This window comes from Petroclostridium sp. X23, from assembly GCF_030013905.1.
Classification (GTDB): Bacteria; Bacillota; Clostridia; order SK-Y3; family SK-Y3; genus X23.
This window is the reverse complement of record NZ_CP124862.1, coordinates 2,035,694-2,060,022: the sequence shown is the minus strand read 5'-3', so window position 1 is coordinate 2,060,022 and position 24,329 is coordinate 2,035,694. Positions and strand designations below refer to the sequence as shown.

Genomic DNA, 24,329 nt, shown 5'->3' with positions numbered 1-24,329 from the left:
AAGAATTACACAATACATGTATTGCATTCTTATACCTATACATAATTTTTTCATTTCATATCCAATCCAATCACTTTATTGAATGTATTTTCATAGGATTCATAAAGTTAGTCCAGAAAAGAAGGAAACATAAGAAGTATCTATGCTGATAAAATACTACAAGGAATGATACATAGTAACTAAAATTTTTAAGCTGGATGTTTTGTCAGGTATGTAATACATTGATATGGGTAAAAATCCCATATGAATAAATATATAATGGAGGAATAAAATTGATCGGTACTTTCCCAACACCCTATAAAGATGAACTTCTATATAGTGTTATAGCACGGTATCACGTTATGTCAGGAAATCTAAGTATCACAGCTACAATACGAGATCTTTTTAATTCTTCAAAAGTTACTGCTATTGTCGATTTCCCATGTCATTTGGATGCATTATGCAACAATATATCACTCGCATGGGATTGTTGTCTTGAAGATTTTATCCGAAATCATACACTATATCCATTTTATGCAGCATTTTGGGTTGCTGATAGAGCTCAATCTATTAAAAAGATTATGAAGAGTGATTGCAGTCAAATGGCTCATCTTAAAGCAGGTGTTAATTCAAGTGCAATGAAATTATTTAAGAAGTTACGCTTTTGTCCTAAATGTATTGAAGAAGATTTGGAAAATTATGGAGAACACTATTGGCATCGTGTTCATCAGATACCCGGAGTTTATATATGTCCCAAACATGGTATTCTGACTTATGATAGTACAGTGCCGGTTTACGATATGAATCCTAATTATTATCACGCTGCACATAAAAAGAATTGTATACCGATTAACGAGAAACTAAAGTTTTCATGTGAAATTGAACGGAAGCTATATTTGCTGGCTATAGATATTGAATGGATATTAAATAATAGTACAGTTAATAGAGGGCCAGATTGGATTCGTTCTTGTTATAGAGAAACCCTAATGGATAGAGGGCTTGTTACCCCTAAAGGTCAGATAGATCAAAAGAGATTATTAGCGGAATTTATGGAATTTTACTCTTCGGCTTTTCTCCAAGAGATAGGTTTGATGCCAAATGCTCAAAATAACCATAACTGGGTGGCAATGATGGCGAGAGAAAAGGGAGATAACGCTCATCCGATAAAACATCTTTTATTCATCAGGTTTCTTTACGGATCAGTAGAGAAATTTTTTAATAATAGACATGGATATCAGTATTTTGGAACGGGCCCTTATCCATGTTTGAACGCAGCTGCAAGTCATTTTAAGCAGCGTATAATTACTGATGTAACATATGCTTGGAGTAGAGATAGAAAACCTACAGCGACATTTCGATGTTCATGTGGGTTTAGTTATTATCGGAAGGGGCCGGATCAATGTGAGTCAGATCAATATCGGTATACAACGATCAAAGAATATGGACAATTATGGGAAAATAAGCTAAAGGAGCTCATTGAGCAACAGCTATCATTAAGGGAAGTTTCTAGGCGATTAGATGTTGATTTGCAAACGGTAAGAAAATATGTATGCAGGTTAGGTCTGAAGACAGATAGAATGAATCAAACAACAAAAGAAAAATTGATAATGCCTCAGCAGAAGACAGAGAAATTTACGCAAAGAAATGGAAAACTTCGTGAAGATTATAGAAAGAGATGGACTGATTTAATAAAAGATAATCAAGATATGTCAAAATCTAAACTAAAGACTATTGATTCACATACATATAATTGGCTTCATTACCATGATAGGCAATGGCTTGACGATCATTCCCCTTCTGTACAAAAAAGTATAAATATAGTATCCAACGTAGACTGGCGGAAAAGGGATATTTATATAGCAGAAAAGATTTCTGATCTTGTTAGTGATATGTTGTTATCCCAGGACAAACCAAAAAGAATTAATAAGGATACCGTTGGTAAAGCATTAGGTATGTTATATCTGTTAAGAAATCACTTAGATAAATTGCCAAATGCTAAAGAATTGCTGGATGCAGTATGTGAAAGCCGAATAGATTATCAAATAAGAAAAGTTCAATGGGCCGCTGGGAAAGTTAAAGATGATAATCAAACTCTTAAACCTTGGAAGGTGAAACAAGTAGCAGGATTATCAGGACCCCTGCCGGTAGAGGTCGAAAGTACCATTAATAATATAACCGTAAATGAATAAAGATTTAATACAAGTAATGATAGATAAAGGATAAAATTATTCCCTAGTGGATTACAATAAACCTTTTTATAGATTCAAGATTTTATAACATTACCAATGTGTTATGATATTTTTCCATTGACCATTAATGGCTTAATATTTGTATCTGTCTTGAAGTCGGTAATTCTAGGAGTATATGTTCTATTTTTTTGATCTTCGATTCTTTTTTCAATCTTTTCTGTTATTTTTTTAAGATCTTTTTGATTTTTTGCGATAATTGGATAGATTGATTGAAAAATTTCATATTCATTTTTAATCAATCTTCGAGCCTGTTGGATTTTCTGGATCTTTTTAGCATAGTGATAGCCTTTTACAACGTTGAAGGTATCGTTTTCAATTGCGTGCAAAAGGTCTTGAATTAACAAGTCGGAACAGCGCAATTCTTCTTTTAGAACATCAAAGTGTTCAATTATTTGATTATAAGCCTGAGATATATTATCAATTAATTCTTTTGAAAAATACATAAATATTCTCCTTGCATCAAAGTCTCATGAGAACTGATTTTATTTTGATATTATTTACAGTATTTATAAGAGTTAATCAAATATTTTCCATTTGAAAGAGTTTTTTAAAATGTAATATATTTAATGATTGATTTTAGACTTTTAAACGGGTTACTTTGAGAGTGGAGTAAAATCTTATATAAAAATATTGTCGAAATTTGCGATGAAAAGTTAACTTAAGTGGCAGGGAATAGCAATAGTTTTGTAGAATAATAATTTGTTGTGGCAAAAAATAGAAGGAATGCTTAATTAGAATAAAGAAGACTCTTAGCATGACTGTTACGAGGATATGAGTACGGTGTAATTATGCCTATTAGGTGAAGTTGATGATTAGTTGTATTGGTAAAAAATTATCGCATAAAGATACAGCGTATTCATGAACATGTGCCTATAAACTTATAAAATTGTAAGATGATTATGAGTGGGGGATGAAAATGGAAGCCATAAACATTATACAAGAAATAGAGGAGTTTAAAAAGCTATTATCTTACTCAAAAAATATTGGATTCTTCTTTGGGGCTGGAACTTCATGTGCTTTTGGGTTACCTAATGTTATTTCACTTACTAATGAAGTTGAAGCTATGCTTGAAAGTGAGATGAAGGCATATTTTCAGAAACTCAAAATTAGCTTAGAAGGGCTTCATGGCAGAAAAAACATTAGTGTGGAAGAAATACTTAACTATATTCGTCAAATCAGGGATATTACTGGAGAACTTAAAGATCGTGAATATGATGGTATAAATGGAGGAAATGCCCGAAAATTAGATGAAGCAATTTGCAAGAACATCTTTGAAATTATTAAGAAGAAAGAGGAAAAAGCAGATATATCTGAATTAAGAAAATTTATAGCATGGCTAGATTTATGGAATAGAAACTATGTAAAAGAAATCTTTACAACTAACTATGATATGTTAATAGAAAGGGCAATGGAGAAAAATAATGTTCCATATTTTGATGGATTTGTAGGAGCCTACGAACCGTTCTTTTGGCCTGAGAGTATTGAAGCATTTGTAGGACATAGCGACTTGACTTATAACTGGGTAAGAGTATGGAAACTCCATGGCTCGTTAAATTGGGAGTTTAGAAAAGATTCATCAACAAAGAGTTCGAAAATTATAAGAATTGGGAAAATAGGTTCGCCGGAAAATGAGTTAGTTATTTATCCATCTAAAGAGAAATATAATTTGTCACGCAAACAACCCTTTATTGCTTATTTTGATCGGTTGAAAAACTATCTACTTCAAGGGGAATTATTATTTATATTTTCTGGATATTCGTTTTCTGACCAGCATATAAACGAAATTATTTTTAATGGTCTACGGCAAAATCCAAGATTATATTCAATAGTTTTCTGCTTTTCTGATGATCAAATTGAAGCAATGAAAGAATATTGCACATCATATTTAAATTTATGTGTAATGAGTCCTAAGCTTATAATATTAAATGGTAAAGTCCACGAATGGAAGTATGATGAAAGCGTTGGTAATACTGATCAAAGCGATACATATTGGGACAAGTCTTCAGAAAAACTTATTCTTGGAGACTTCAAAAAGCTAGTCAATTTTTTATTGATAAGCTCTGGAAGAATTAATAGGATTGGGGAGGTTATCAATGGAAAGTGAAATTACCTTCCTTGGAAAAATCATTAGAGTAGATTCAAGTATTGTTGAAGTAGAAGTAAGTGACCAAATTCCATCGTCAAGTCCTATTATTAGGGGAAAAGTTTATAAAATAGGACAGATTGGCACTTTTGTAAAAATACCTGTTGGTAATATAAACTCATATGGAATTGTAGCTAGTGTGAGTAATACACCAAGTAAAGTAAATGATAGTGATATTAAACAAAAAGTGGGTTCAAGGTTCTTAACTGTAAACTTAATAGGTGAGAAAGTTGGAAACGGCTTGTTTGAGAAAGGAATAGGACTTTATCCAACCATTAATGATGAGGTACATATTGTTACTGATACTGATTTAGAAGAGATTTATGGTAAAAGGGACGATGGCGCGATAACAATTGGAAAACATTCATCATGTGATAATTTAGAGGTTTACGTAGATATTCATAAACTTGTGTTAAGACATGCAGCAATTTTAGGGTCTACTGGAAGTGGAAAATCTAATACAACTGTTACTGTCCTTAAACAGATAATTAAAGATTTTAATAATGCTAGAATCGTGTTAATTGACCCACATGGCGAATATGAATCGGCATTTCCAGAGGCAAAAGTATTCAAAATAAATGATGAAAGAAATCCTCTATACATTCCGTTTTGGCTTATGAATTTTGATGAATTAGCTTATTTCCTTGTTGGGGCCAAACCTACTGATGATCAAAGGCCAGAGTATAGAATGTTCAGAGAATTAATAACACAGTATAAGCGTGAACATTGGAGTTTAAAGGCAGGGAATGTAAATCAGAATTTTATTACTGCAGATTCACCAATTCCATTTAGCTCTAGAAAAGTTTGGCATGAAATGAATTGGTGGTTAAACGCAAGCTTTTCATCTACCAAGAAAGATGAGCAGACGAAAGAAGACTCAATGAAATATATCGTAGATGGAGATACTGGCAATTTCGAAGAGTTAAAGGGTGCTAAGTTTAAGTCGCATCTAGATACTGCAAATAATGCTCCGCCGTATAAAAGCCAACATAATGAGTACTACTCATATGAAAAAAGATTATTAAATAGATTAAGAGATAGTAGGTATAATTTCCTTTTTCATCCTGGTGATTATAAAGATGAAAACTCACCTAAAGATTTGCATGATTTACTTAATGAATGGATAGGAAATGAAGAACGTCTTACAATTCTTGATTTAAGTAATATACCGTTTGAAGTATTAGATATTACGGTTGGTTTAATAACAAGATTTATATACGACAGTATGTTTTGGGGGAGAAACGAAAAGAAAACTGGTAGAAGTAGGCCTTTGTTATTAGCTTATGATGAAGCTCACTCATATCTTGGTAATGATGATAGTACAAGTTATTCGAAAGTTGCAGCGGAACGAATTTTTAAAGAAGGCCGTAAATTTGGCGTTGGAGCATTAGTTATCTCTCAGCGGCCATCGGAAATTTCGGAAACAATCTTAGCTCAAGTAGGAACATTTATTGCTTTGAGATTAACGAATTCTTCAGATCAATCTATTGTAAAATCACTCGCGCCGGATAATATGAATAGTTTAATTGATTTATTACCATCATTACGCATTGGGGAAGCCATTATTGTTGGAGAAGCAATAAAGATTCCTTCAAGAGTAAAGCTGCCATTGCAAAATCCTAGACCTGATAGTGCCGATCCTAAATTGGCTAAATGCTGGAAGGAGGAATTTGCATGTGAACTTGATTGTTATAAGGCTGTTGTAACAAAGATTAGGGAACAAAGATTATAAAGAGGGGTTAATGAAATGGAAAGAACTTATATAGAATCAACAATGATAACAAGTATTGGATATGATTTTTCACAAGCAATTCTAGAAATTGAATTTAAATCTAACAGACAGCTTTGGCAGTACTTTGATGTACCAGAATATATCTGGTACGAATTTGAGAGTGCACTTTCGATCGGGAAGTATTTCCATGCAAATATTAGAGGTAGATATACTGAAAATAGAGTTGGTTAATTCAAGGTTACCATTATCAACTACCAATTAGGCTAATAATTGGTGTGCGACAAGAAGCGGCTTCTTCTTGAAAAATTAGTACAGACTGGTGTCTGATGTCCTAGTAGTAGGGATATTCCCATCTGAAACTGCGTCAGGAGTAACCCTGAGGTGGGTTGCATGAGGAAACGCCTAACTGATTGCCTAGTATCCATGGCAATCATGGGAAAGGTTGGTATGGTTTACGATTAAGCATCGTCATTAGCAGCAATGGTTGGGATATGTTAGCCATTGTATTGTAGATTAGAAAACGTAACTTCGCATGTACGTATGTTACTACCTACATATCTGCCGGTGTATTGAATAAGCCTAACCCAACCGTATCTAATAGAAGCTGAACTTGGTAAGTCCTATGGAGTCCATTAATGGTAGGTCAACCGTAAGGAAGATACAATCTTCAGAGGATAACGGAGCGTTGGAAAAAGCAAAGGTCGCCAGGGTGCAAACCAACAGGAATAAGAAATAACTGGGCGAATAATGTTAAATTACATACCTGAAAGGGTGCTGACTTCCAATTGGTAATCAACACGGAATAAAACGAAAAGCAAGATTTCAAAAGTGAGGTAACAGATGCGAAAAACTTCAAATTATAGGAAGTCCACATTATCTCCCGATACCAAATGGAAACTTATTGACTGGTTCCATGTTAACAGGTATGTAGAGAAATTGCAACAGCGGATATACCGTGCCGAATGTCTTGGTGATAAACGCAAAGTAAGAAATCTGCAAAGACTCTTAGTAAGAAGTAAGGCAATGCTAATGGTATCTATAAAAAGAGTTACGCAAATTAACAAGGGCAAAAAGACAGCAGGTGTGGACGGAGAGATAGCTTTATCCAACGAAGATAGATTAAAATTGTTCTATGACTTATCAAAATTGGATATAGAAAAACACAATCCAAAACCGTCACACAGAACCTATATCAAAAAGAAAAACGGAAAATTAAGACCACTTAGTATACCTACACTGCGAGACAGAATATATCAAAATATTATTAAAGGAGCACTGGAGCCACAATGGGAGGCAAGGTTTGAACCGATATCATATGGTTTTAGACCTAAAAGAGGGTGTCATGACGCTATTGCAAGAATTTTTCTATCCTGCTGTAGAGGCAATAAAAGATGGATTTTTGAAGGGGATTTTAAAGGTTGTTTTGATAATTTAAATCATGATTACATTATGGAACAGATAAAAGAATTCCCATATGGTAAATTGATAGGCAAATGGCTAAAAGCAGGATATGTTGACGATGGTGTATTCAATGAAACCGAATTTGGTTCTGGACAAGGCAATATTGTATCACCGCTACTTGCGAATATTGCATTAATGGGTATGGAGGATATACTTGGAATAAAGTATAAGCCTGCGAAAAGCAATGGCGAAATTGCATGTTATACAAATGTGACCAAATATACATTAGTGTTCTATGCAGATGATTTTGTGGTAATGTGTAATACGAAAAAAGATGCGGAAGATGTCTATGGACTATTAAAACCATATTTAGAAAAAAGAGGTCTGGAGTTATCAAAAGAAAAAACAGGAGTAGTAACAATAGACGAAGGCTTTAATTTTCTGGGTTTTAATGTAAGATTGTATCAAACATGTCAGGGTGAAAAACTGCTGATAAAACCATCAAAGGAGTCTATCAAGAAAAGTAAAGAAACCATTTCAAAGGAAATACAGAAGCTGAAAGGCAATAACGTTAGTGCAGTAATAGACAAGCTTAATCCCATTATTAGAGGTATAGGTAACTACTGGTCGCCATCGGTTGCAAAACAGACATATTCATATATTGACCACCATATCTGGGGGTGTACATTTATATTTTTAAAGTATCTACATCCAAAGAAAAGCAAGACTTGGATAATAGATAGATACTACAAGCCAGATATAACGGGGCAAAGCAAAAATCGATGGATACTGACTGATCCAAAAGAACACAAACAACTTACAAGAATGTCATGGATACCAATAGTTAGGCATATTCTTATTAAATTCAGAGCAACACCATATGATGTTGGCCTTAAAGAATATTTTGAGCGTAGGGATGAAAAGGAATTCAATAGAAACAGTATTAAAAGCAAACAGAAAATGGCTAAAATGCAGAATTATAAATGCCTTATATGCAAAATAAGTATCACAGATTTTAGTGAAAGACTGGTAGTACAAGAAAAAGTACCAGAGATACACGGCGGGACAAGGAAATATAACAACTTACAATTGGTACATGGATATTGCAACAGACAATATTATAAAATGTTTCCGCTAAAAGGTAAGCTTCCGACAAAACAACGCAAACAGGAAGGTTGCAAAACTATAAGGCAACTAAGATTTGCAGGAATATCATAAAGACAAATGGATAAATGAGAGCTTGAGCTGTATGTCGTGAAAGTGACATGTACAGTTCTTAGGCGAGAAGGAGGGAGTAATCCCTCTGACTTAGCCGACAGTTCAGTAATGGTGGTGTTATAGCAATAATGGGAAGTTTTAGTTTGAGAAGCATTGTGTCTTTGACTGTGAAAATGCCAGACAATTTGAAAAAAGTATCTATTGACAACTTTAGAAATTTTGAAGATGTTACTCTAAATTTATAAAAAAACGTACTTTTCGGTTTGAAAATTTCATCTATATAAATGACAACTGATAAGGAGAAATAATTGATGGTAGATATAAATTGGAAAGCTTTTGAATTAAAGCATTCAAAAGTAACAGAAGCATTTGAAATGTTATGCTATTTTTTATTTTGCCGTAAATACAATCTTGCAGAAGGGGCTCGCACCGACTTTAATCAAGTAGGTCTGGAAACAGAGCCTATTAAGAATTCTGATGATAAGTATTGTGGATTTCAAGCTAAGTTTTTCGATAAAAACATCAATTATGCAAATATTAGTGAGTCTATTGATAAAGCATTAGCAAATTATGATAAACTGAACCATATCATTATATACATTAATCAACAGGCACAAACTTCTTGCAAAAGCGCTAAAAACATAGAGGATAAATGCAAAAAGAAAGGTATAACTGTAGAATGGTTTTTACCTAACAATTTTGTAATCAGTTTAAATCAACCAAACAATATAGATTTGGCGGAATTTTATTTTGGGAAAACAGATATCTTAAAAAAGCTATCTGATAGCAAAAGTGTCCGAATGAACACCCTAATACAGTCAAAAGAGTATGTCGAGCTAAATTTATTAGATAACGATACTGTGTTAACAGTTAGGGAATACAGTGAGGCACTATTAAAGTCTAAAGATAAATTGCATCTCTTTACTGGCGCTGCTGGTTCTGGCAAAAGTGTATGTATGCGAAAATTATTTAATATTTATGGAGGATATGATAAAGAATCAACAGAGGAACAGCTTGAAGTGATAGATAATGTAGGGGCATTATGCATATTTATTAATTTAAATAATACGCCGCTAGATTTAGTAGAACGAAATATTGTTGCGGATTTGAATAATAATAATTTCATATTCTTGCTTGATGGTCTTGATGAAATTTCGAACAAAGCTATAACTTCAACTTTACTGTTTATTGAGAGTCTATTAGAAAAAGAAACAACTAAAAAAATAATAATATCGTCCAGATTATCCAGCTATAATAAATTAATTTTAAAAGCTACATTTCCTGATATATCAGAACACACAATTGAAAATTTGAATAAAGAACAAATACAAAAATATTTTGACGACAAAGATGATGATGATAGAAAAACTAGGCTTATTGAGTTGAGTGAAAAGAACACTCAATTTTACGAAGGTGTTACAGATATATTAACGCTTGCACTTTTATGGAAACATATTTATAACATTAAAGCTAATAATTATTTTGCAGATTTAATGGAAGTTAGCGTGTCAACAATTTTAAATGATATACACCATAGGAAATATTTAGAAGAACTAAACATACCAAATCCCAAAGAGAAAGCTATTATTGAAATAAATAAAAAACTGGCTTTTTATTTATTTGAAAATGAAAAGTTTTGCTTCACTCAAAAGGAATTGCAGAAAATAATAAATAGTGTTTATTCTAAATGTGATTACACTTCAACAAATCAAATTGTTTCATATATGGCGGATAATTTTTTTGATACTGTTATAACAGAAAATACACAAACTTTTTCATACAGACATAGACGGTTTGCGGAATATTTTACACTGTTATGTCTCGAAAATAAAATACAGGAAGACTTGAGTTATCTCCGCCAAAACAATATTATTATTAACTACGATTTGTTTGAAAAAATGCTCATTCCATATCTACAGAGTAAAGCTATACGTGGTAAAAACATACCACTGGCTTTTAAAGTTGGATTGTTTAATGTCTATTTAGGGAACGATAATGCTTGGGGTGTAGATAAAGCTTTTTACTATTGGTCTCGCTGGATTATATACTCAATAGCGGCATTACCAGATGATATTTTCATAAATGTGGTTGAAGATAAAGCTATACCAATTTATAAATTCCTTTACGATGTTCCACAAAAGATTATTTCTTTATTATCAGAAGATAAAAAACTTTCGTTCAATGAGGATTTTCGTCAAAACTATATTAATTATATATTGCTCATTGCTTTAATGCATAAATTTAATAAAAGAGAATTTTTAGCTAGATTGTTGTCCAACTATGAAAAGATTACTGCACTTATAAGAGAAAAGAAATATTATTTTAACAGTATTTCTAATAGAGATAATTATCTAGTTTGGCAATGCCTTTTGTATATTAAAACAGTAGTTATTGAGGACAATATTAACGGTAAGATTGAGAAGATTATTAAAACATCAACGGAAATAAATGTGGATAATTTATTTGCAGAGTACATTAGTACTGATATTTTTTATCTTAGTTCATTCTACTACAATCTTTTATTGTATTATCCTGATAAGTGTGCAGATATAGTTACAAAAATGAATTTAAATCAGTTAAGCGTCTTTGTCCTAGCGGTTTCTAATCCAGAATGTTTAGATAGGATTGCTAAAAATGAAAGCATAAAAAATTCTCTCGCGTCGGTTTTTAAAGAGCAAATCAGTGGGCAAGGATTTGGGACAATTCTCTGCCTTGCTTTGAAAAAAATATTAGGATGTTGTTTGACAGAAGACGAGATTGTCATTGTGACCAGCTATCTGAACACTAATGAATTTAAAAGTCACTCAATTTTTTGGAAAGAACACTGTGATGTGGTGGGATTTGTTCTTATGGCATTTAATGAGCAAATCAACTCAGAAAAAATAGATTCTGCTGTAAGGCAATATGTAAACGCCTATAATCAATATTTTCAATTGATAAATGGATCATACACAATTTCTAAGTTTGTTAGTTGTATCAAAAAAAATCTTTATGGTAATTCAGAAGGGATTTACTATATCAGAATTCTATTAGGTAAAGCTCTTGCATTATCTGATATGGACGAAGAGTCAATAAAAGGAGCAGTGGATTATCTTAACGATTCAATGAAAGAAGGCGGGCTTTTAATCATATACCATACAATGAAATTATTTAACCCAACAAGGTTTAACAAATTAATAAGTATATCAACCATTAATAAACTGGACAATCCCCGAATATATCAAGATATAAATTACACAAGTACAAGCGACTTGTTATTTATGTTATCATTCATAACTTCTTCTCACAATAGAATAGGTGGATACGAACAACTTTTAAAGGGACTTAGTAATGGAATGATGAGAATGAATGATAGAAAAGACACCATTGGTGATTACAAATTGCTAGAAGGTTTGGAAGTTATTCTAAAAAATAACTGGGTTTCTACAGATGAGCTAATTGGTTATTCGGATAGGATTTTATTGATTGCAAATAAGATGAATGCGTTTCACATTGAAAATGATGTTCATGGAAAGACTATGGAATTATTACAAAAATACGATTTTGATGCAGCTGAATATTACTATAATCAAATTTCGGGTATTGCAGAGTGTTACAATTCGATTTATTATGATTTCGCTTGTGGCTTAGTTTGTAGAGGAAGGGGTGTCGATGATATTGAGAACTGCCTTAGTAATATTAAGGCATCGTTTGACAGGTATCATCAAAAGGTCGAATGGGACAGCTTTTATTTCAAAATATCTATATATTTAAGAATAGCAATATGTGATTTTTATTCGAGTAGTGTACAAAATAAATATTTTATAAAGGCTTGTGAGGAAATAGATGAATTAGAGTATGCAGGCTGGAGCAGAGAATTGAAAGCTAGAGAATACGAGATATATGCGAAATTATGCAGTGCAAGAAATAAAGAAATGGATGTTGATAAGGAAAAAGAAATTGAATATAGTAAAGGCTCAAAAAAGCAAGAAAATAATACGTTTAAAATCCTCAATGATATTAATTCAAAAGAAGAGTTAAAAATATTTATTAGTAAATTGAGGAGAGAATATCGAATTGACAGTTTTGAAGTTAATGATATGCTTATTAAAAAATCGATTGATTTGATTGGGAATATTGAAGATATTATTAAAGTGCTTTCTGAATCACATTATCCAAGTAATATATCATATTCGACTAATAGCCCCAATTTTTGGATGACAGTTGTTTCTGCATTGAAAAATACAAAAACAAAAGGTAGTATCTTCGATTATTTAGTTAATCATGGCGGTGGGCATGATGGTTTTAGTGAAGTGATAAAAATATATGGATATCTAGGCAACAAAGACATTTGTTTAAAAACATTTGATACAATGATAGACTGTATAGAGTTTTTACTGTGCTAATAAATTACATTTGAACTTCATGTTATGTTTATAACCGATTAATCCTGTCGAGTTGTGAACTGCGCATTATCCATATACTGCCGAGTATATGTATACAACAGTGAACCAGAGAAAATTAGAATGTGTGGAAGTTGCCTATGATTGGTATTGTTAGAAGGATGATGAGAACATGGGAAAAATGAATATAATTTTACAGAAATGCTCGAAAGTTAAACTTCCGAAAACCATCAAATCTGTATAGAGATTTGTAAAAAAAGTATTTAAGTAGACAATATATGTCCAAGCGAGTTGATATAATGAATGTACGAAAACACTTGGAGATGATTTTATGAAACAAGAATCAACAAATAAAAATCAAAGGATATTAAACATTTATGCCAGGTTAATAGATGGGTATGCAGTGAATAAGGCAGAAGAAGCTGCGCGATATAATGTTAATGAAAAAAGCATTCAACGCGACTTGCGTGATATATGTAATTTTATAGAAAAAAAGGCAGTAGAAGATGGTTGCTTAAATAAGATGGTTTATGATCGGAAAGAAAAAGGATATAGACTGGAAAGAATAAGTCGAATGAAATTTCAAAATAGTGAAGTACTTGCTGTTTGTAAAATACTTCTTGATAGTAGAGCTTTTCGTAAGGATGAGATGGTACCAATGATAGATAAACTATTAGATTGTTGTGTACCAAAAACTAGTCATCAAATGGTAAAAGAGTTAATTGAGAATGAGAAATTTCATTATATAGAACCAAAACATAGAATGAAATTTATAGATAAAATGTGGGATTTAGGAATTGCAATAAAGAATACTCAATTAGTTGAAATAGAATATTTAAGATTAAAAGATAAACAGTATGTTAAAAGGATAATTAAGCCTGTGGCTATTATGTTTTCGGAATATTATTTCTACTTAGCAGCATTTATTAATGACTTAGAAAAAGCGAAACAATTTGAAAGGCCAAATGATCCGTATCCAACGATATATAGAATAGACCGAATTGTAACGTTTAAAGTACTAAAAGAACATTTTAAAATACCTTATAAGGACAGGTTTGAAGAAGGTGAATTCCGGAAAAGGATTCAGTTTATGTTTGGAGGTGAACTGAGAAAAATAAAATTTAAATATTCAGGACAATCTTTAGAAGCAATATTAGATAGACTTCCTACAGCTAAAATAATCAAAGAAGAAAAAGATGGTTGCTATTTAGAAGCGGAAGTGTTCGGAAAGGGAATAGATATGTGGCTTAAAAGCCAAAGTGAATACATACAGGTAGTTGAATGAAATGAGGTGTAGCGTGAAAATAATATTCTGCACTAAACTAGTGACTCAAACCTAAAAAAGGCAATACCAAATAAACCTTATATCTGGATTATTGTGGGAATTTTTAGCAGGTAAAAGGATACATTAAACTGAAATCTTTAGATACTTGAAAAGATCAAACTTTAGTTTAAGCCACAGAAATGTCGGTAGCTTTAATTACACCTTGGGCAATTAGAAGTTTTATTGCCTGTTTAATAGCTTTCTCTTTCTGCTTTTCCAGCACTTCTTGTGGCATATCAATTTTATAAAGATCACTTGGATTCCACTCTTCGCCAGTGACAAGCATATTATAAATGGCGGTGAGTATCATCCTTGCGATAACGATTATGGCTCTTTTCTTGCCTCTTCGTTTATAAAGGCGTTCATATTTGATTTTGTAGTAAGGAGACTTGTCCGACTTCACGGCTGCATGAGCAACTTGTACCAATGCTGGTTTGAGGTAGACACCGGCACGTGTTATACGGACTGATTTCTTCTTACCGGCAGATTCATTATTGCCAGGCGTTAAACATTAAACCCGCCCAGCAGCACAAACGCTTGGAATTGGCAAATTGAGACATATCAATACCAATCTCGGAGATGATAGTAATTGCAGAGGTTCTGTCAACTCCGGGAATGGTGCAAAGAAGAGTAATAGCACTCTCATAAGGAGTGACTATATTATCAATTTTTTTATCTAGCTCTGCAATGGACTGTTGGACAAAATTAAGATGGGAACGAACCATTACAATACGCTCTTTTTGTTCCTGAGTTATTTGATATCCTTCGATAGATTCAACTACAGCATTTGCTTTTTTTTTAGTGATTTTTGGAGAAGGGAAGTACAATATTTCGGGTCAAAGGTATCAGAATTAATCAGGTAGTCCGTGATGGAAGAGGCAGATTTACCAAACATGTTGGAAACGACAGCATCAAGGGCTACATTGCAAACAGTGAAGGCATTTTGAAAACGATTTTTTTCACTGCTTTTACAGGAAACAAGCTTGAAACGGTAACGAGTGTATTCACGAAGAATACGAATTGGTTTGTCAGGGATAAAACTTCCCGGAACTAAACCTAAACGGAAAAGGTCTCCAATCCATTTGGAATCTTTAACATCATCCTTGTTACCTTTTACAGCTTTTACCCACTTTGGATTTGCAACAGTAACACGGATGGTGTCTTCCAAAAGGTTATAGACTGGCACGTAATACTTACCAGTTGATTCCATACACACATCATAGCAGTTGTTATCAATCAACCACTGCTTAAATTGGAGAATGGAATTGTTAAAGGTGGAGAACCTCTTTTTGGAATAGTGGGGAGTAATCCCCTGAGAAGTGATGATTGTGGCAACGAGAAAAGTCTTATGAACATCGACACCACAACAGATAGGATAAACGACTTTCATGACACTGCCTCCTTTCATATTTGAGGAGGAAGACATTGACTGAATCATCACACATTTAACGAGTAGCTAAAACAATGATTAGCGTGCGGTCTTATAGAACCACTTATTTGTGCTTGGTGCGAGCTGCGAATGCAGCGGGGGGGATACTCCGCAAGCGTTCCACTTGCTTTTGAATATAACAAGGAAGCAATTGTAAGCTTCTGAATCACAGTGGAAATATCCACCAGGTAAAGTCTAACCAGCAGCCTGTACCTAGTCCTTGGATGCAAAACGGTAACGTCAGTATTAAGCGTAGGACAGGAAACAGACCGAGCCGAAAGCGAAAGTTGAAGCGATTTAGCCACGAAATAAATAAAATGACGAAGAGGCCGATGTCGTCAAGCAGACAGCAGGCAGCATCAACATATACGAAATGGTGAGTGTATGTTGGCTCTTCCGGGGTTTAAAAGCTCGGCGAGGATGTAGAGGGATTCAGGAGAACAGATGAGACCCTGCTGAGTCTGCCATTGGCAGTATGGAGAAGCAAATCCTACAAAGATGAGCCAACCAGACGCTCAACAGGGAGTCCGACTACCTCATAGTACTGTAGAAGTCCGTGAAAGCGGATAGAGGGAAGGGGGTAGCAACAACTGAACTGTGCAATGAAATTTTATTCCAGACAGGAGCTGAACAAGAATGACAATAGAACTGCACAGGATAAGCGAAATTGCAAAAAGGAACGTAAAAGTACAAAATCTAGCACATTTTATTGACGAAGCTAGTCTAAAACAAATTCATCGAAGAATGGATGGCAAGAAGGCTAAAGGCATCGACAAAGTGAGCAAGGATGAGTATGCTAAGAACCTGGAGGAAAATATTGAACAGCTAGTTTTGCGTATGAAAAGACAAGCGTACCAACCGCAACCCACACGAAGGGTCTATATAGATAAGCCGGGAAGCAAGAAAAAGAGACCATTGGGAATTTCTTGCTACGAGGATAAGTTAGTGGAAAATCGGGTTGCCGAAATTTTATCTGTAATATATGAGCCAAAGTTCTATGAATTTTCCTATGGATTCCGACCTGAAAAGAATTGCCATCAGGCAGTACGGAAGCTGATAGAATGTATCCGCAAGAATGTAGGTTATGTAGTAGAGGCAGATATTCGGTCATTCTTTGACACCATAGACCATGAGTGGATGATTCAATTTCTGGAACATGACATAGCTGACAGAAAATTTATCGATCTTATCAAGAAGATGCTGAAAGCAGATGTGCTAGATGGAGGGGAATTACTGGAACATGAAGTCGGCAGCCCGCAGGGCTCAGCTGCATCTCCAATCTTTGCAAACATCTATTTACACTATGTACTTGACTTGTGGTTTACCATAAAGATAAGCAAAGAGTGCCGAGGGGATGCATATATTATCCGATATTGTGATGATTTTGTATGTTGCTTTCAATACAAAGAGGATGCAGAAAAGTTCTACAAGGAGCTACCGAAACGGTTTACGAAGTTCGGACTTGAATTAGCGGAAGAAAAGACACGGATATTGGAATTTGGTAGGTTTGCGGAAAAAGACCGGGCAGCAAGGAGCGAGGGAAAACCAGAAACGTTTGATTTCCTTGGTTTTACTTTCTATTGTAGCATGGACACTAAGAAAAGATTCTTTCGTGTCAAGGTGATATCGTGCCGCAAGAAAACTACAGCAAAACTGAAAAAGCTGAATCTGTGGTTAAAGGAGCACCGAGATTGGTCTGTCAAAGATATAATTACCAGATTTAACCAATCGCTGCTGGGGCACTATCATTACTACGGAGTTACAGATAACTTTGAAAGTATTGCGAAATTCCGATTCATGATAGTTAATCTACTGTTTAAGTGGCTGAACCGAAGAAGCGAGAGGAAAAGCTATACTTGGGATGCATTTCGGGATGGATTGTTAAAAACCTTCCCAATAGCTAATCCAAAGATATATGTAAGCCTAATTGCAAATAACGCGTAAAGTTGTTGGGGAGCCGTATGCGTTAGTTGCGCACGTACGGTTCAAAGAGGAGCAAAGTCGGTAACGGCTCTGCTTACTCACGGAAGATGATTCTTACACTGGTTAAGATACTGATTTAAGCTGAGAAGAGCAGTCTACGACTCACCCCAACGTGCTTTGTAGTCTATCTTCTCCCCAATATAATTATAACAAAATGGTGAAGACCACGCACCATTTTTCATTACTATTTGTGCCGCCGGTGGTAGCGGCGGAATGGAGGTTAAGATGAACGATAATACTATAATAGAAGAAATACAAGATGAGATAAAAAAAGAAATCGAAAAATATGCTGATGGTGATCAAGTTATATCCCTTAGTGAAGTGTTAGATAATTGTAATGCAGTTGTCACAAGGAATATTTTAAGTGCATTTGGAATAGGTGCGTTTGCAGATCAGGTCGGTGGCGCAGTAACGACAATACATAATTTTAAAGAGGGGATAACCGCTACTAATGCAGACTATAAAAAATATTTACAATATAAAACACCATATTCCAAGGACAGAGATAGGCCGGACTATGATAAGCTGCAAAAGCTAGAGAGAAATAGCCGACTGAAATCCGGAGAAGCATTAGTAAGTGGATATACAGGAAAAGAATTACCTAAAGATGAACATGGACGTTATGATGGAAGATCACATCTTGAGCATATTGTGCCAGTAGGAGAGATAGAATCCATGTCTGAGAATTTTCTATTTATGAACAAAGAAGATAGGGTCAAACTGGCATATATTGAAGAAAATCTTACTATGTTGGAATCATCAGTGAATCAATCAAAAAATGATATAGATCTAAGAGAGTGGCTGAATAAGATAAATCGAGGACAAACAGAAACAAACGCAGTAAGATTTGGGATTGATGTAAATATGGCAATTGAGGCTTATGAAAAAGCTAGAGTAGCTATTAAAAAAGCTCAGCGAAAGGCAGCATATAATAAACAAGCTCCAGAACTGATTTCTACAGGTATGAGGGCAGGTGCTATTATGGGGATAAGAGAGGTGCTTGCTTCAATTCTAATAGATTTTAATCAAGAAGCATCTGTTAGCATTAAAAGGCTTATGATAGCGTATAAGCAAGAAAGCATGAAGTTCAATGATGTAATCGATGAAATTAAAATTACGCTAGAAAATACAAAAGATACAGTGCTTGAAAAATATCAAGGTTTAATAAACATTTTTTTTACAGGTATGTGTAGCGGTTTCTGTTCAAATATATTGACTTTTATTATTAATAGCTTTGTTACAACTGGGAAAAATCTGGTAAGGATTCTTCGTGAATCGATATATTCCATTATAAGAGCAGGAAAAATCATGAATAGTAACGAGTATGAAACACAGGAAGAAAAAATAAATGCAGTAACAAATATAATATTATCATCAGCTGGGATTTGTCTAACTGTTTTATTGGGGGAAGCAATAAAAAGATATATTGCAACGATTCCTTATTCTGAAGAAATATCTCAAGCAATTTCAGGAATTGTAATTGGTGTTGGGTGTATTATGATTGTTTACTATTTTGAAGCCATCTCACAAGAAGTTCTGGCGGCAACAGCGGCAACAGCAAGAGCAGAAATGACGTTAGTAGAAACAGCTGAAAAGGTTCAGAAACTTCAGGATAAAAGTAAATTAAGGCAGAGTCAACTAAAAACAGTTAATAAAAAATTAAAAAATTTGAGATTCTAGTGGGGGTTGATACTTATGAGTGAAAAGGATATGATTTTAGTAGAATCGGTAGATACGAATAATTTATCAATAGAAGAAGTAAAGAATATAGCAAAAGAAATGTTTTCAAGCACTGAGACAGATTTTAATGATATAAAGAACAGACCATGGTATAGGAAATTTCTTAATACAATTACACTAGGTATCAAGGATAGAAAGGTTAGTATTAAGAATGTTAGAAATTTAGCTAATTTGCAGACACTTTTTTTGACTCTCTATATGTCTCAAGAGATTACCCATGATGAGGAATTAGATAGTATTGTTGAAAGTGTTCAAGTTGTATCAGATTCGGTAGTGGCATTGCATAGAAATTGTGTAATTAAATTGTCAACAATTGAAAGTCCATATACGTTATGTGAAGATGATCAACAGGTATTGCTATGGTTTTTAACACTAAGTAATGAAGGTGATTTTTCTAATGAACAAAAAGATAAGTTTCAAAATTATAATCTTCATATTAGAAAAGCATGCAAGGTATCAGGTTCTGAAGAGCGCCCCTTAGAAGATATGCTAAAGAATGTGAACTCACCGAAGGTATTTTATCGATGTGCATCAGAGCAGTCATATTATATATGGGGTGATTTTCGCTATACAGAAAGTATGAAGAATGCTCTTGCGAAACTAGCTGTGAGTGAAGACGATAAGGATCTAATATTGAAATCAATTAAGAAAGAAGTAGAAAATTATTCTGGAGAAGTATTAGTGCAAAAATATCAAGAAATAGATGGAATGCTTCAAGCGGAGTGGTTTGATTTAGAGGAAAAAAAAGAAGAAATAAATGACGAAAGAGGACAATCTACTGAAAAAATAGAAAGTAAAGTAATTGGATATGAATATATAATAGAATGTATCAAAAAATATACGAAAACCGAAAAATTAGGGAAATCATTGATAAAAACTGATACAGATAAAGAAAAACAATTAGTAAAACTGATCCCCACGATTTTACCAAAGACAGTCGCAGATATTTTAAAGACTGATAACGGAAATCTGCTATTTACAACGTATGCAGTTTATATATTTGAAAAAGATGAAGTGAAACAAATAAAGTATAAGGATTTATCTGAAGAAAAAATAGGAATTGATTTTAGTCGTGGAACTTTAACGTTTGAAGTCAATTCAACAGAAAAGATTATTTTAAATGATAAGAAGATTGATAATAAAGAACTGCAAGATTTGTTTTGTGATTTAATTAAAATTGGCGATTTACCAGAATCTGATACAGCAGTACCAGTTAAAGAAATGTCAGATGAAGTAAAAGAGCGGTATATGAAGTTGCTTTATTATGTTGTGTCAGCATCAAAATGCGAAGATTATGAAATATATAAAAAAGCTAATGAATATGGTGTAACTTCAAAATGGGAAGAAATTAAGAATGCTGTTCGTGATGATAGAGAGTTTAAAACAGTATTATCTGAGTGGAAAGAAAGTCTTATGTATCCATCGGAAGAATCTACGGAAGTTCAAATGATTGTAGATATTTGCAAGGTGATCCAGTACACACGAAATAATGATACTATTCCAACAACATCTGAAAAATATTTTAATCAGATTTGTGGGTTCGACAAATACAAAGAAGATTCTATTATAAGCTATGCACTATCAGAAAAGCAGTCGATAGAAAAAAGAATATCTTTTGATGCTTATAAAAAAGTGCTAGAGGTATTTGCTGTGGCGTTAGGTGGAATAGGTATTTCTGTAGCAGCGTATTCTTCTATATTTACAATGTTTTGGACAGTGTGGTGGTTTAATTTAATACCAGGATTTGGAACGATATTGACTGCAGGACTAACCGGGGGTTCTTTAATTAAGAGTACTTTTGACCAGAAGCGAAATAAAAAATTTAACGAAGAAGAATTGAGAGTAAAACTTTATAAAGATGAATATGAAGCATATATCAAAGCAATTGAGGATGCAAAAGAAAGAGAATACGATAAAATTGCAAATTTGTTAGAAAATGCACAAAGCCAGTTGAGTCAAGCTGCTAATATAACTTATAAAGTTGAAATTGTGGATGACGCGATTTACGAGGATATTAGAGAAAAGGTAATTGGTTATATAAAAAACACTGAAATACGTGGCAAAATTTTTAGTGATTTGACTGCTAAAGAGCAGAATAAACTGTTAAACGATATGGTAATACCAGGTGTAGTCGAGGATAAAGACGATGTTATAGGATATTTTAATCCTAATGTATTTTTTGTCATTACTAGAAGTAGTAGTGGTTTGTTATTTGTAAAAAAAGGATTTTATTATAAGGCAAAACCATCTTCACATATTATGTACATACCATATTGTGATATTCGTGGAGTAAATGAAAGTAATACATCTTTAGAGTTGTTTACTAGAGACGGGAAATATATAAAGCTTAAAGATGCATTATATAAAAGTTTTGGATTGTCCAATCTCTTTAATTCTGTGTCAGCTATGTACAATTAACCTAGCATATAACTGTTTGAAAATAACCAAACACAGTAATAGAAAAAAATAAAAATATGAGTTCCAAGTAAGCTGAAATATATTTCGCAATAAATAGAAATATAAAATATCAGATAATAATAAATTGATTAAAAGAATAATGTGACAGAGTTAAAAAGTTACTTCTACCGAAAAGTTGAAAAATAGTTTCCAACTTTATTCTTGAAAAAATATGCAATTAGTAAACTAATTTAAATTTTAGTTTCTAACTCTATTATTTGAAAACGAAATTACTAGTATGATGCTAAAATGATTTGAAGGATGTAGTAGTTTCCAACTCTATTCTTTGAATCCATGTGTGTGGATTCAAAGAATAGAGTTGGAAACTAAAGAATAAAGTTGGAAACTAAAAGAGACAAAATAAAAAATAGAGTTGGAAACTGATTGACATATGTGGTTTTATGTTTATAAAATATATTCATCACAAAAATCTTTGTGTGTTAATGATTATATAACCTCAGAATATCAAGTTTAGGCTTTGAAGGATGTAAGTCCTTCAGAGCCTTTATTTTTTTAGCAATATTACCATGAATAAAAATTTACAATTAATCAATAATTATACTAAATATAACTATGTATAAAATATGATCCGAATGAACTAGTAATACTGATTTTTCTCCAGTTCTTGGGTTGAATCGTAAAGCAATAAAAAAGATGCTCATATCGAAGGAACTTTCCTAGACTGCTTAAAAAGTTATCTTATATCATACAAAGGGGTTTTTTGATGCAGTTTTATAGAAATATATTCAACATTTTACAATATTCATAAAATATCTTTCGGTAGTCTCACCTGTCCTTGTGACATGGAATTAAAATCTTACTTATTGGTAAGGTTTTAAAATTGCTAGAAAAAATTATGCTATAATAGCACACATATGAAATCTAGGAGGGGCATATGAAAAGATTAGTTAGCTATTTTATGATCTTATCTATAGTGTTAGGCCTTGTTGGTTGTGGCGCTAAGGAAACAGCAAAAACAGAGGAAGAATTAAGAGCGAAAGTAAAAGCTGAATTAGAGGCTGAAGAAGCAATGAAGGAAAAGTTCAAGGAAGAAATGAGAGAAGAATTAAAAAAGGAATTAAACAATGGAGCGTCTGAAAAAGCAATTAAAAAGTCAGTATCAATAGATGATAAAGATGCTATATTCGAATTTTTAAAGCAGAAATTGGATATACAGCAGTATATTCCTGAATACAGAATAGAGATGGGATATACATTCAATAGAGAAAATTTTGATAAATGGCTGTGTGAATACTTTGATTTTACAGGGGATGGAAATAATGATGTAGTGTATTTCAATACATATTTTGATGGTGGGCTTGGTAAAGCAATATTTATTTCGGCTGATAGCGGTAAATATGAAATTGTCCCAAGTGATGTAGATCTTGCCAAATATGATAACGGGTTCTTTTACGAAGATGGATTTATTATGCTGCGTCAAAAATCTGGGGGTAGTGGAATGGGTGATATATACCAATGCATATTCGTGTATGATGGAAAAATCATAAAAAATACCGGAGGAAGTTTGCAACTGGAAAGTTATTTTGCAGGACCAAAGGGATATGGCAACAGCAAGGGGAAAATTACTGAAAAAATAAATGGTTATAAGGAATTCATATTTGAAATACATTCAGAAGAAGGCAGTAATGAATCTGATCAAGTTACTACTTCGGTTAAAAGAACAAAATATACTTATGATGAAAAAACACTTACTTATAAAGAGCTAAACCTTAGTGATTCTGATAAAGAAACAGTAAATAAAGAGATAAACAAAGAATCGGCAAATTCTATACCTGATGTTCATCTTGAAGGATTTGAGAATGAAACTTTATATTCAGAAGATAGTCCTTCTACTATAGATTATTCAAAGTATTCGCTTGTGATCGTGCCTATGCAGGAAAGTAAAAATTTAGATAAACTTATGCCGAAAGTTGTTGAGGTTACAGAAACCGGTAAAGAGGGAAGGCTTAATTTTTCAGTTTTTGGAACACTTTATAATGTTAATTTAACATATACAAAAAATGCACTTGATAATTCGGAAGAGTCTAAAGAGATTTTTATAGGGGATAAAATAGAGAATCAATGCGTTTTTGTAAATGTCGAATTGCCGACTGACTTTTCCTCTGTTGTAGTAACGGGCAGTTACCAGTCTCGATCAGGCATGGAGGGCATAGAATTTTCCCTTGATGATATGAGGGATCTTAAGTCTTATAAGATACTTACTGTGGATGCTTATTCATTTCCGGATGAAGATTATTAGAAAATAAAATGTGACATTGGACGGCAGACTGT

At 33.2% G+C, this 24,329-nt stretch carries 15 protein-coding genes; 11 read left to right on the top strand and 4 right to left on the bottom strand.

The genetic code is table 11. From position 1 onward, the window contains the following. Positions 1 to 272 precede the first annotated feature (272 nt). Complete coding sequence (locus QKW49_RS09835) at positions 273 to 2,168, top strand: TnsD family transposase (RefSeq protein WP_282867371.1); 1,896 nt, start codon at positions 273 to 275, stop codon at positions 2,166 to 2,168. A gap of 101 nt (positions 2,169 to 2,269) precedes the next feature. Here QKW49_RS09835 and QKW49_RS09830 read toward each other — a convergent pair whose 3' ends face one another. Then, positions 2,270 to 2,671, bottom strand: a complete 402-nt coding sequence (locus QKW49_RS09830) for a hypothetical protein (RefSeq protein WP_282867370.1) — start codon at positions 2,669 to 2,671, stop codon at positions 2,270 to 2,272. A gap of 473 nt (positions 2,672 to 3,144) precedes the next feature. Here QKW49_RS09830 and QKW49_RS09825 point away from each other — a divergent pair, with 473 nt between their 5' ends. The 6 genes from QKW49_RS09825 (at position 3,145) to QKW49_RS09800 (ending at position 14,389) form a co-directional block, all read left to right on the top strand. Continuing rightward, complete coding sequence (locus QKW49_RS09825) at positions 3,145 to 4,332, top strand: SIR2 family protein (RefSeq protein WP_282867369.1); 1,188 nt, start codon at positions 3,145 to 3,147, stop codon at positions 4,330 to 4,332. Next, positions 4,322 to 6,103 carry a helicase HerA-like domain-containing protein gene (locus QKW49_RS09820; protein WP_282867368.1) on the top strand — a complete coding sequence of 594 codons (1,782 nt, stop codon included), beginning with the start codon at positions 4,322 to 4,324 and terminating at the stop codon, positions 6,101 to 6,103. Before QKW49_RS09825 ends, QKW49_RS09820 begins: the two co-directional genes overlap by 11 nt. Positions 6,104 to 6,118: 15 nt before the next feature. Beyond that, positions 6,119 to 6,334, top strand: a complete 216-nt coding sequence (locus QKW49_RS09815) for a KTSC domain-containing protein (RefSeq protein ID WP_282867367.1) — start codon at positions 6,119 to 6,121, stop codon at positions 6,332 to 6,334. Between the two features lie 609 nt (positions 6,335 to 6,943). Further along, positions 6,944 to 8,722, top strand: a complete 1,779-nt coding sequence (gene ltrA / locus QKW49_RS09810; protein WP_282867366.1) for a group II intron reverse transcriptase/maturase — start codon at positions 6,944 to 6,946, stop codon at positions 8,720 to 8,722. Between the two features lie 311 nt (positions 8,723 to 9,033). Further along, positions 9,034 to 13,107 (top strand): hypothetical protein, encoded by a 4,074-nt coding sequence (locus QKW49_RS09805; RefSeq protein ID WP_282867365.1) that lies wholly within the window; start codon positions 9,034 to 9,036, stop codon positions 13,105 to 13,107. Positions 13,108 to 13,435: 328 nt separating this feature from the next. Further along, complete coding sequence (locus tag QKW49_RS09800) at positions 13,436 to 14,389, top strand: WYL domain-containing protein (RefSeq protein WP_282867364.1); 954 nt, start codon at positions 13,436 to 13,438, stop codon at positions 14,387 to 14,389. Positions 14,390 to 14,555: 166 nt separating this feature from the next. On the opposite strand, the gene QKW49_RS26040 is transcribed toward QKW49_RS09800, so the two are convergent. From QKW49_RS26040 to QKW49_RS26030, 3 genes are all read right to left on the bottom strand, one after another. After that, a complete protein-coding gene (locus QKW49_RS26040; protein WP_349239102.1) occupies positions 14,556 to 14,831 on the bottom strand; it encodes a hypothetical protein in 276 nt (91 codons plus the stop codon). Positions 14,832 to 14,919: 88 nt separating this feature from the next. Next, positions 14,920 to 15,153 (bottom strand): transposase, encoded by a 234-nt coding sequence (locus QKW49_RS26035; RefSeq protein ID WP_349239101.1) that lies wholly within the window; start codon positions 15,151 to 15,153, stop codon positions 14,920 to 14,922. 53 nt (positions 15,154 to 15,206) lie between these two features. Continuing rightward, positions 15,207 to 15,818, bottom strand: a complete 612-nt coding sequence (locus QKW49_RS26030; RefSeq protein ID WP_349239100.1) for a transposase — start codon at positions 15,816 to 15,818, stop codon at positions 15,207 to 15,209. Between the two features lie 675 nt (positions 15,819 to 16,493). Here QKW49_RS26030 and ltrA (QKW49_RS09790) point away from each other — a divergent pair. From ltrA (QKW49_RS09790) to QKW49_RS09775, 4 genes are all read left to right on the top strand, one after another. Further along, a complete protein-coding gene (ltrA, locus tag QKW49_RS09790; protein WP_282863095.1) occupies positions 16,494 to 17,801 on the top strand; it encodes a group II intron reverse transcriptase/maturase in 1,308 nt (435 codons plus the stop codon). A gap of 264 nt (positions 17,802 to 18,065) precedes the next feature. Further along, positions 18,066 to 19,520, top strand: coding sequence for a hypothetical protein (locus QKW49_RS09785; RefSeq protein ID WP_282867363.1), 1,455 nt, complete (start codon positions 18,066 to 18,068; stop codon positions 19,518 to 19,520). 15 nt (positions 19,521 to 19,535) lie between these two features. Continuing rightward, on the top strand, positions 19,536 to 21,998 hold the full coding sequence (locus QKW49_RS09780) for a hypothetical protein (protein ID WP_282867362.1): 2,463 nt from the start codon (positions 19,536 to 19,538) through the stop codon (positions 21,996 to 21,998). 934 nt (positions 21,999 to 22,932) lie between these two features. Then, a complete protein-coding gene (locus QKW49_RS09775) occupies positions 22,933 to 24,297 on the top strand; it encodes a hypothetical protein (protein ID WP_282867361.1) in 1,365 nt (454 codons plus the stop codon). Positions 24,298 to 24,329: the final 32 nt, after the last annotated feature.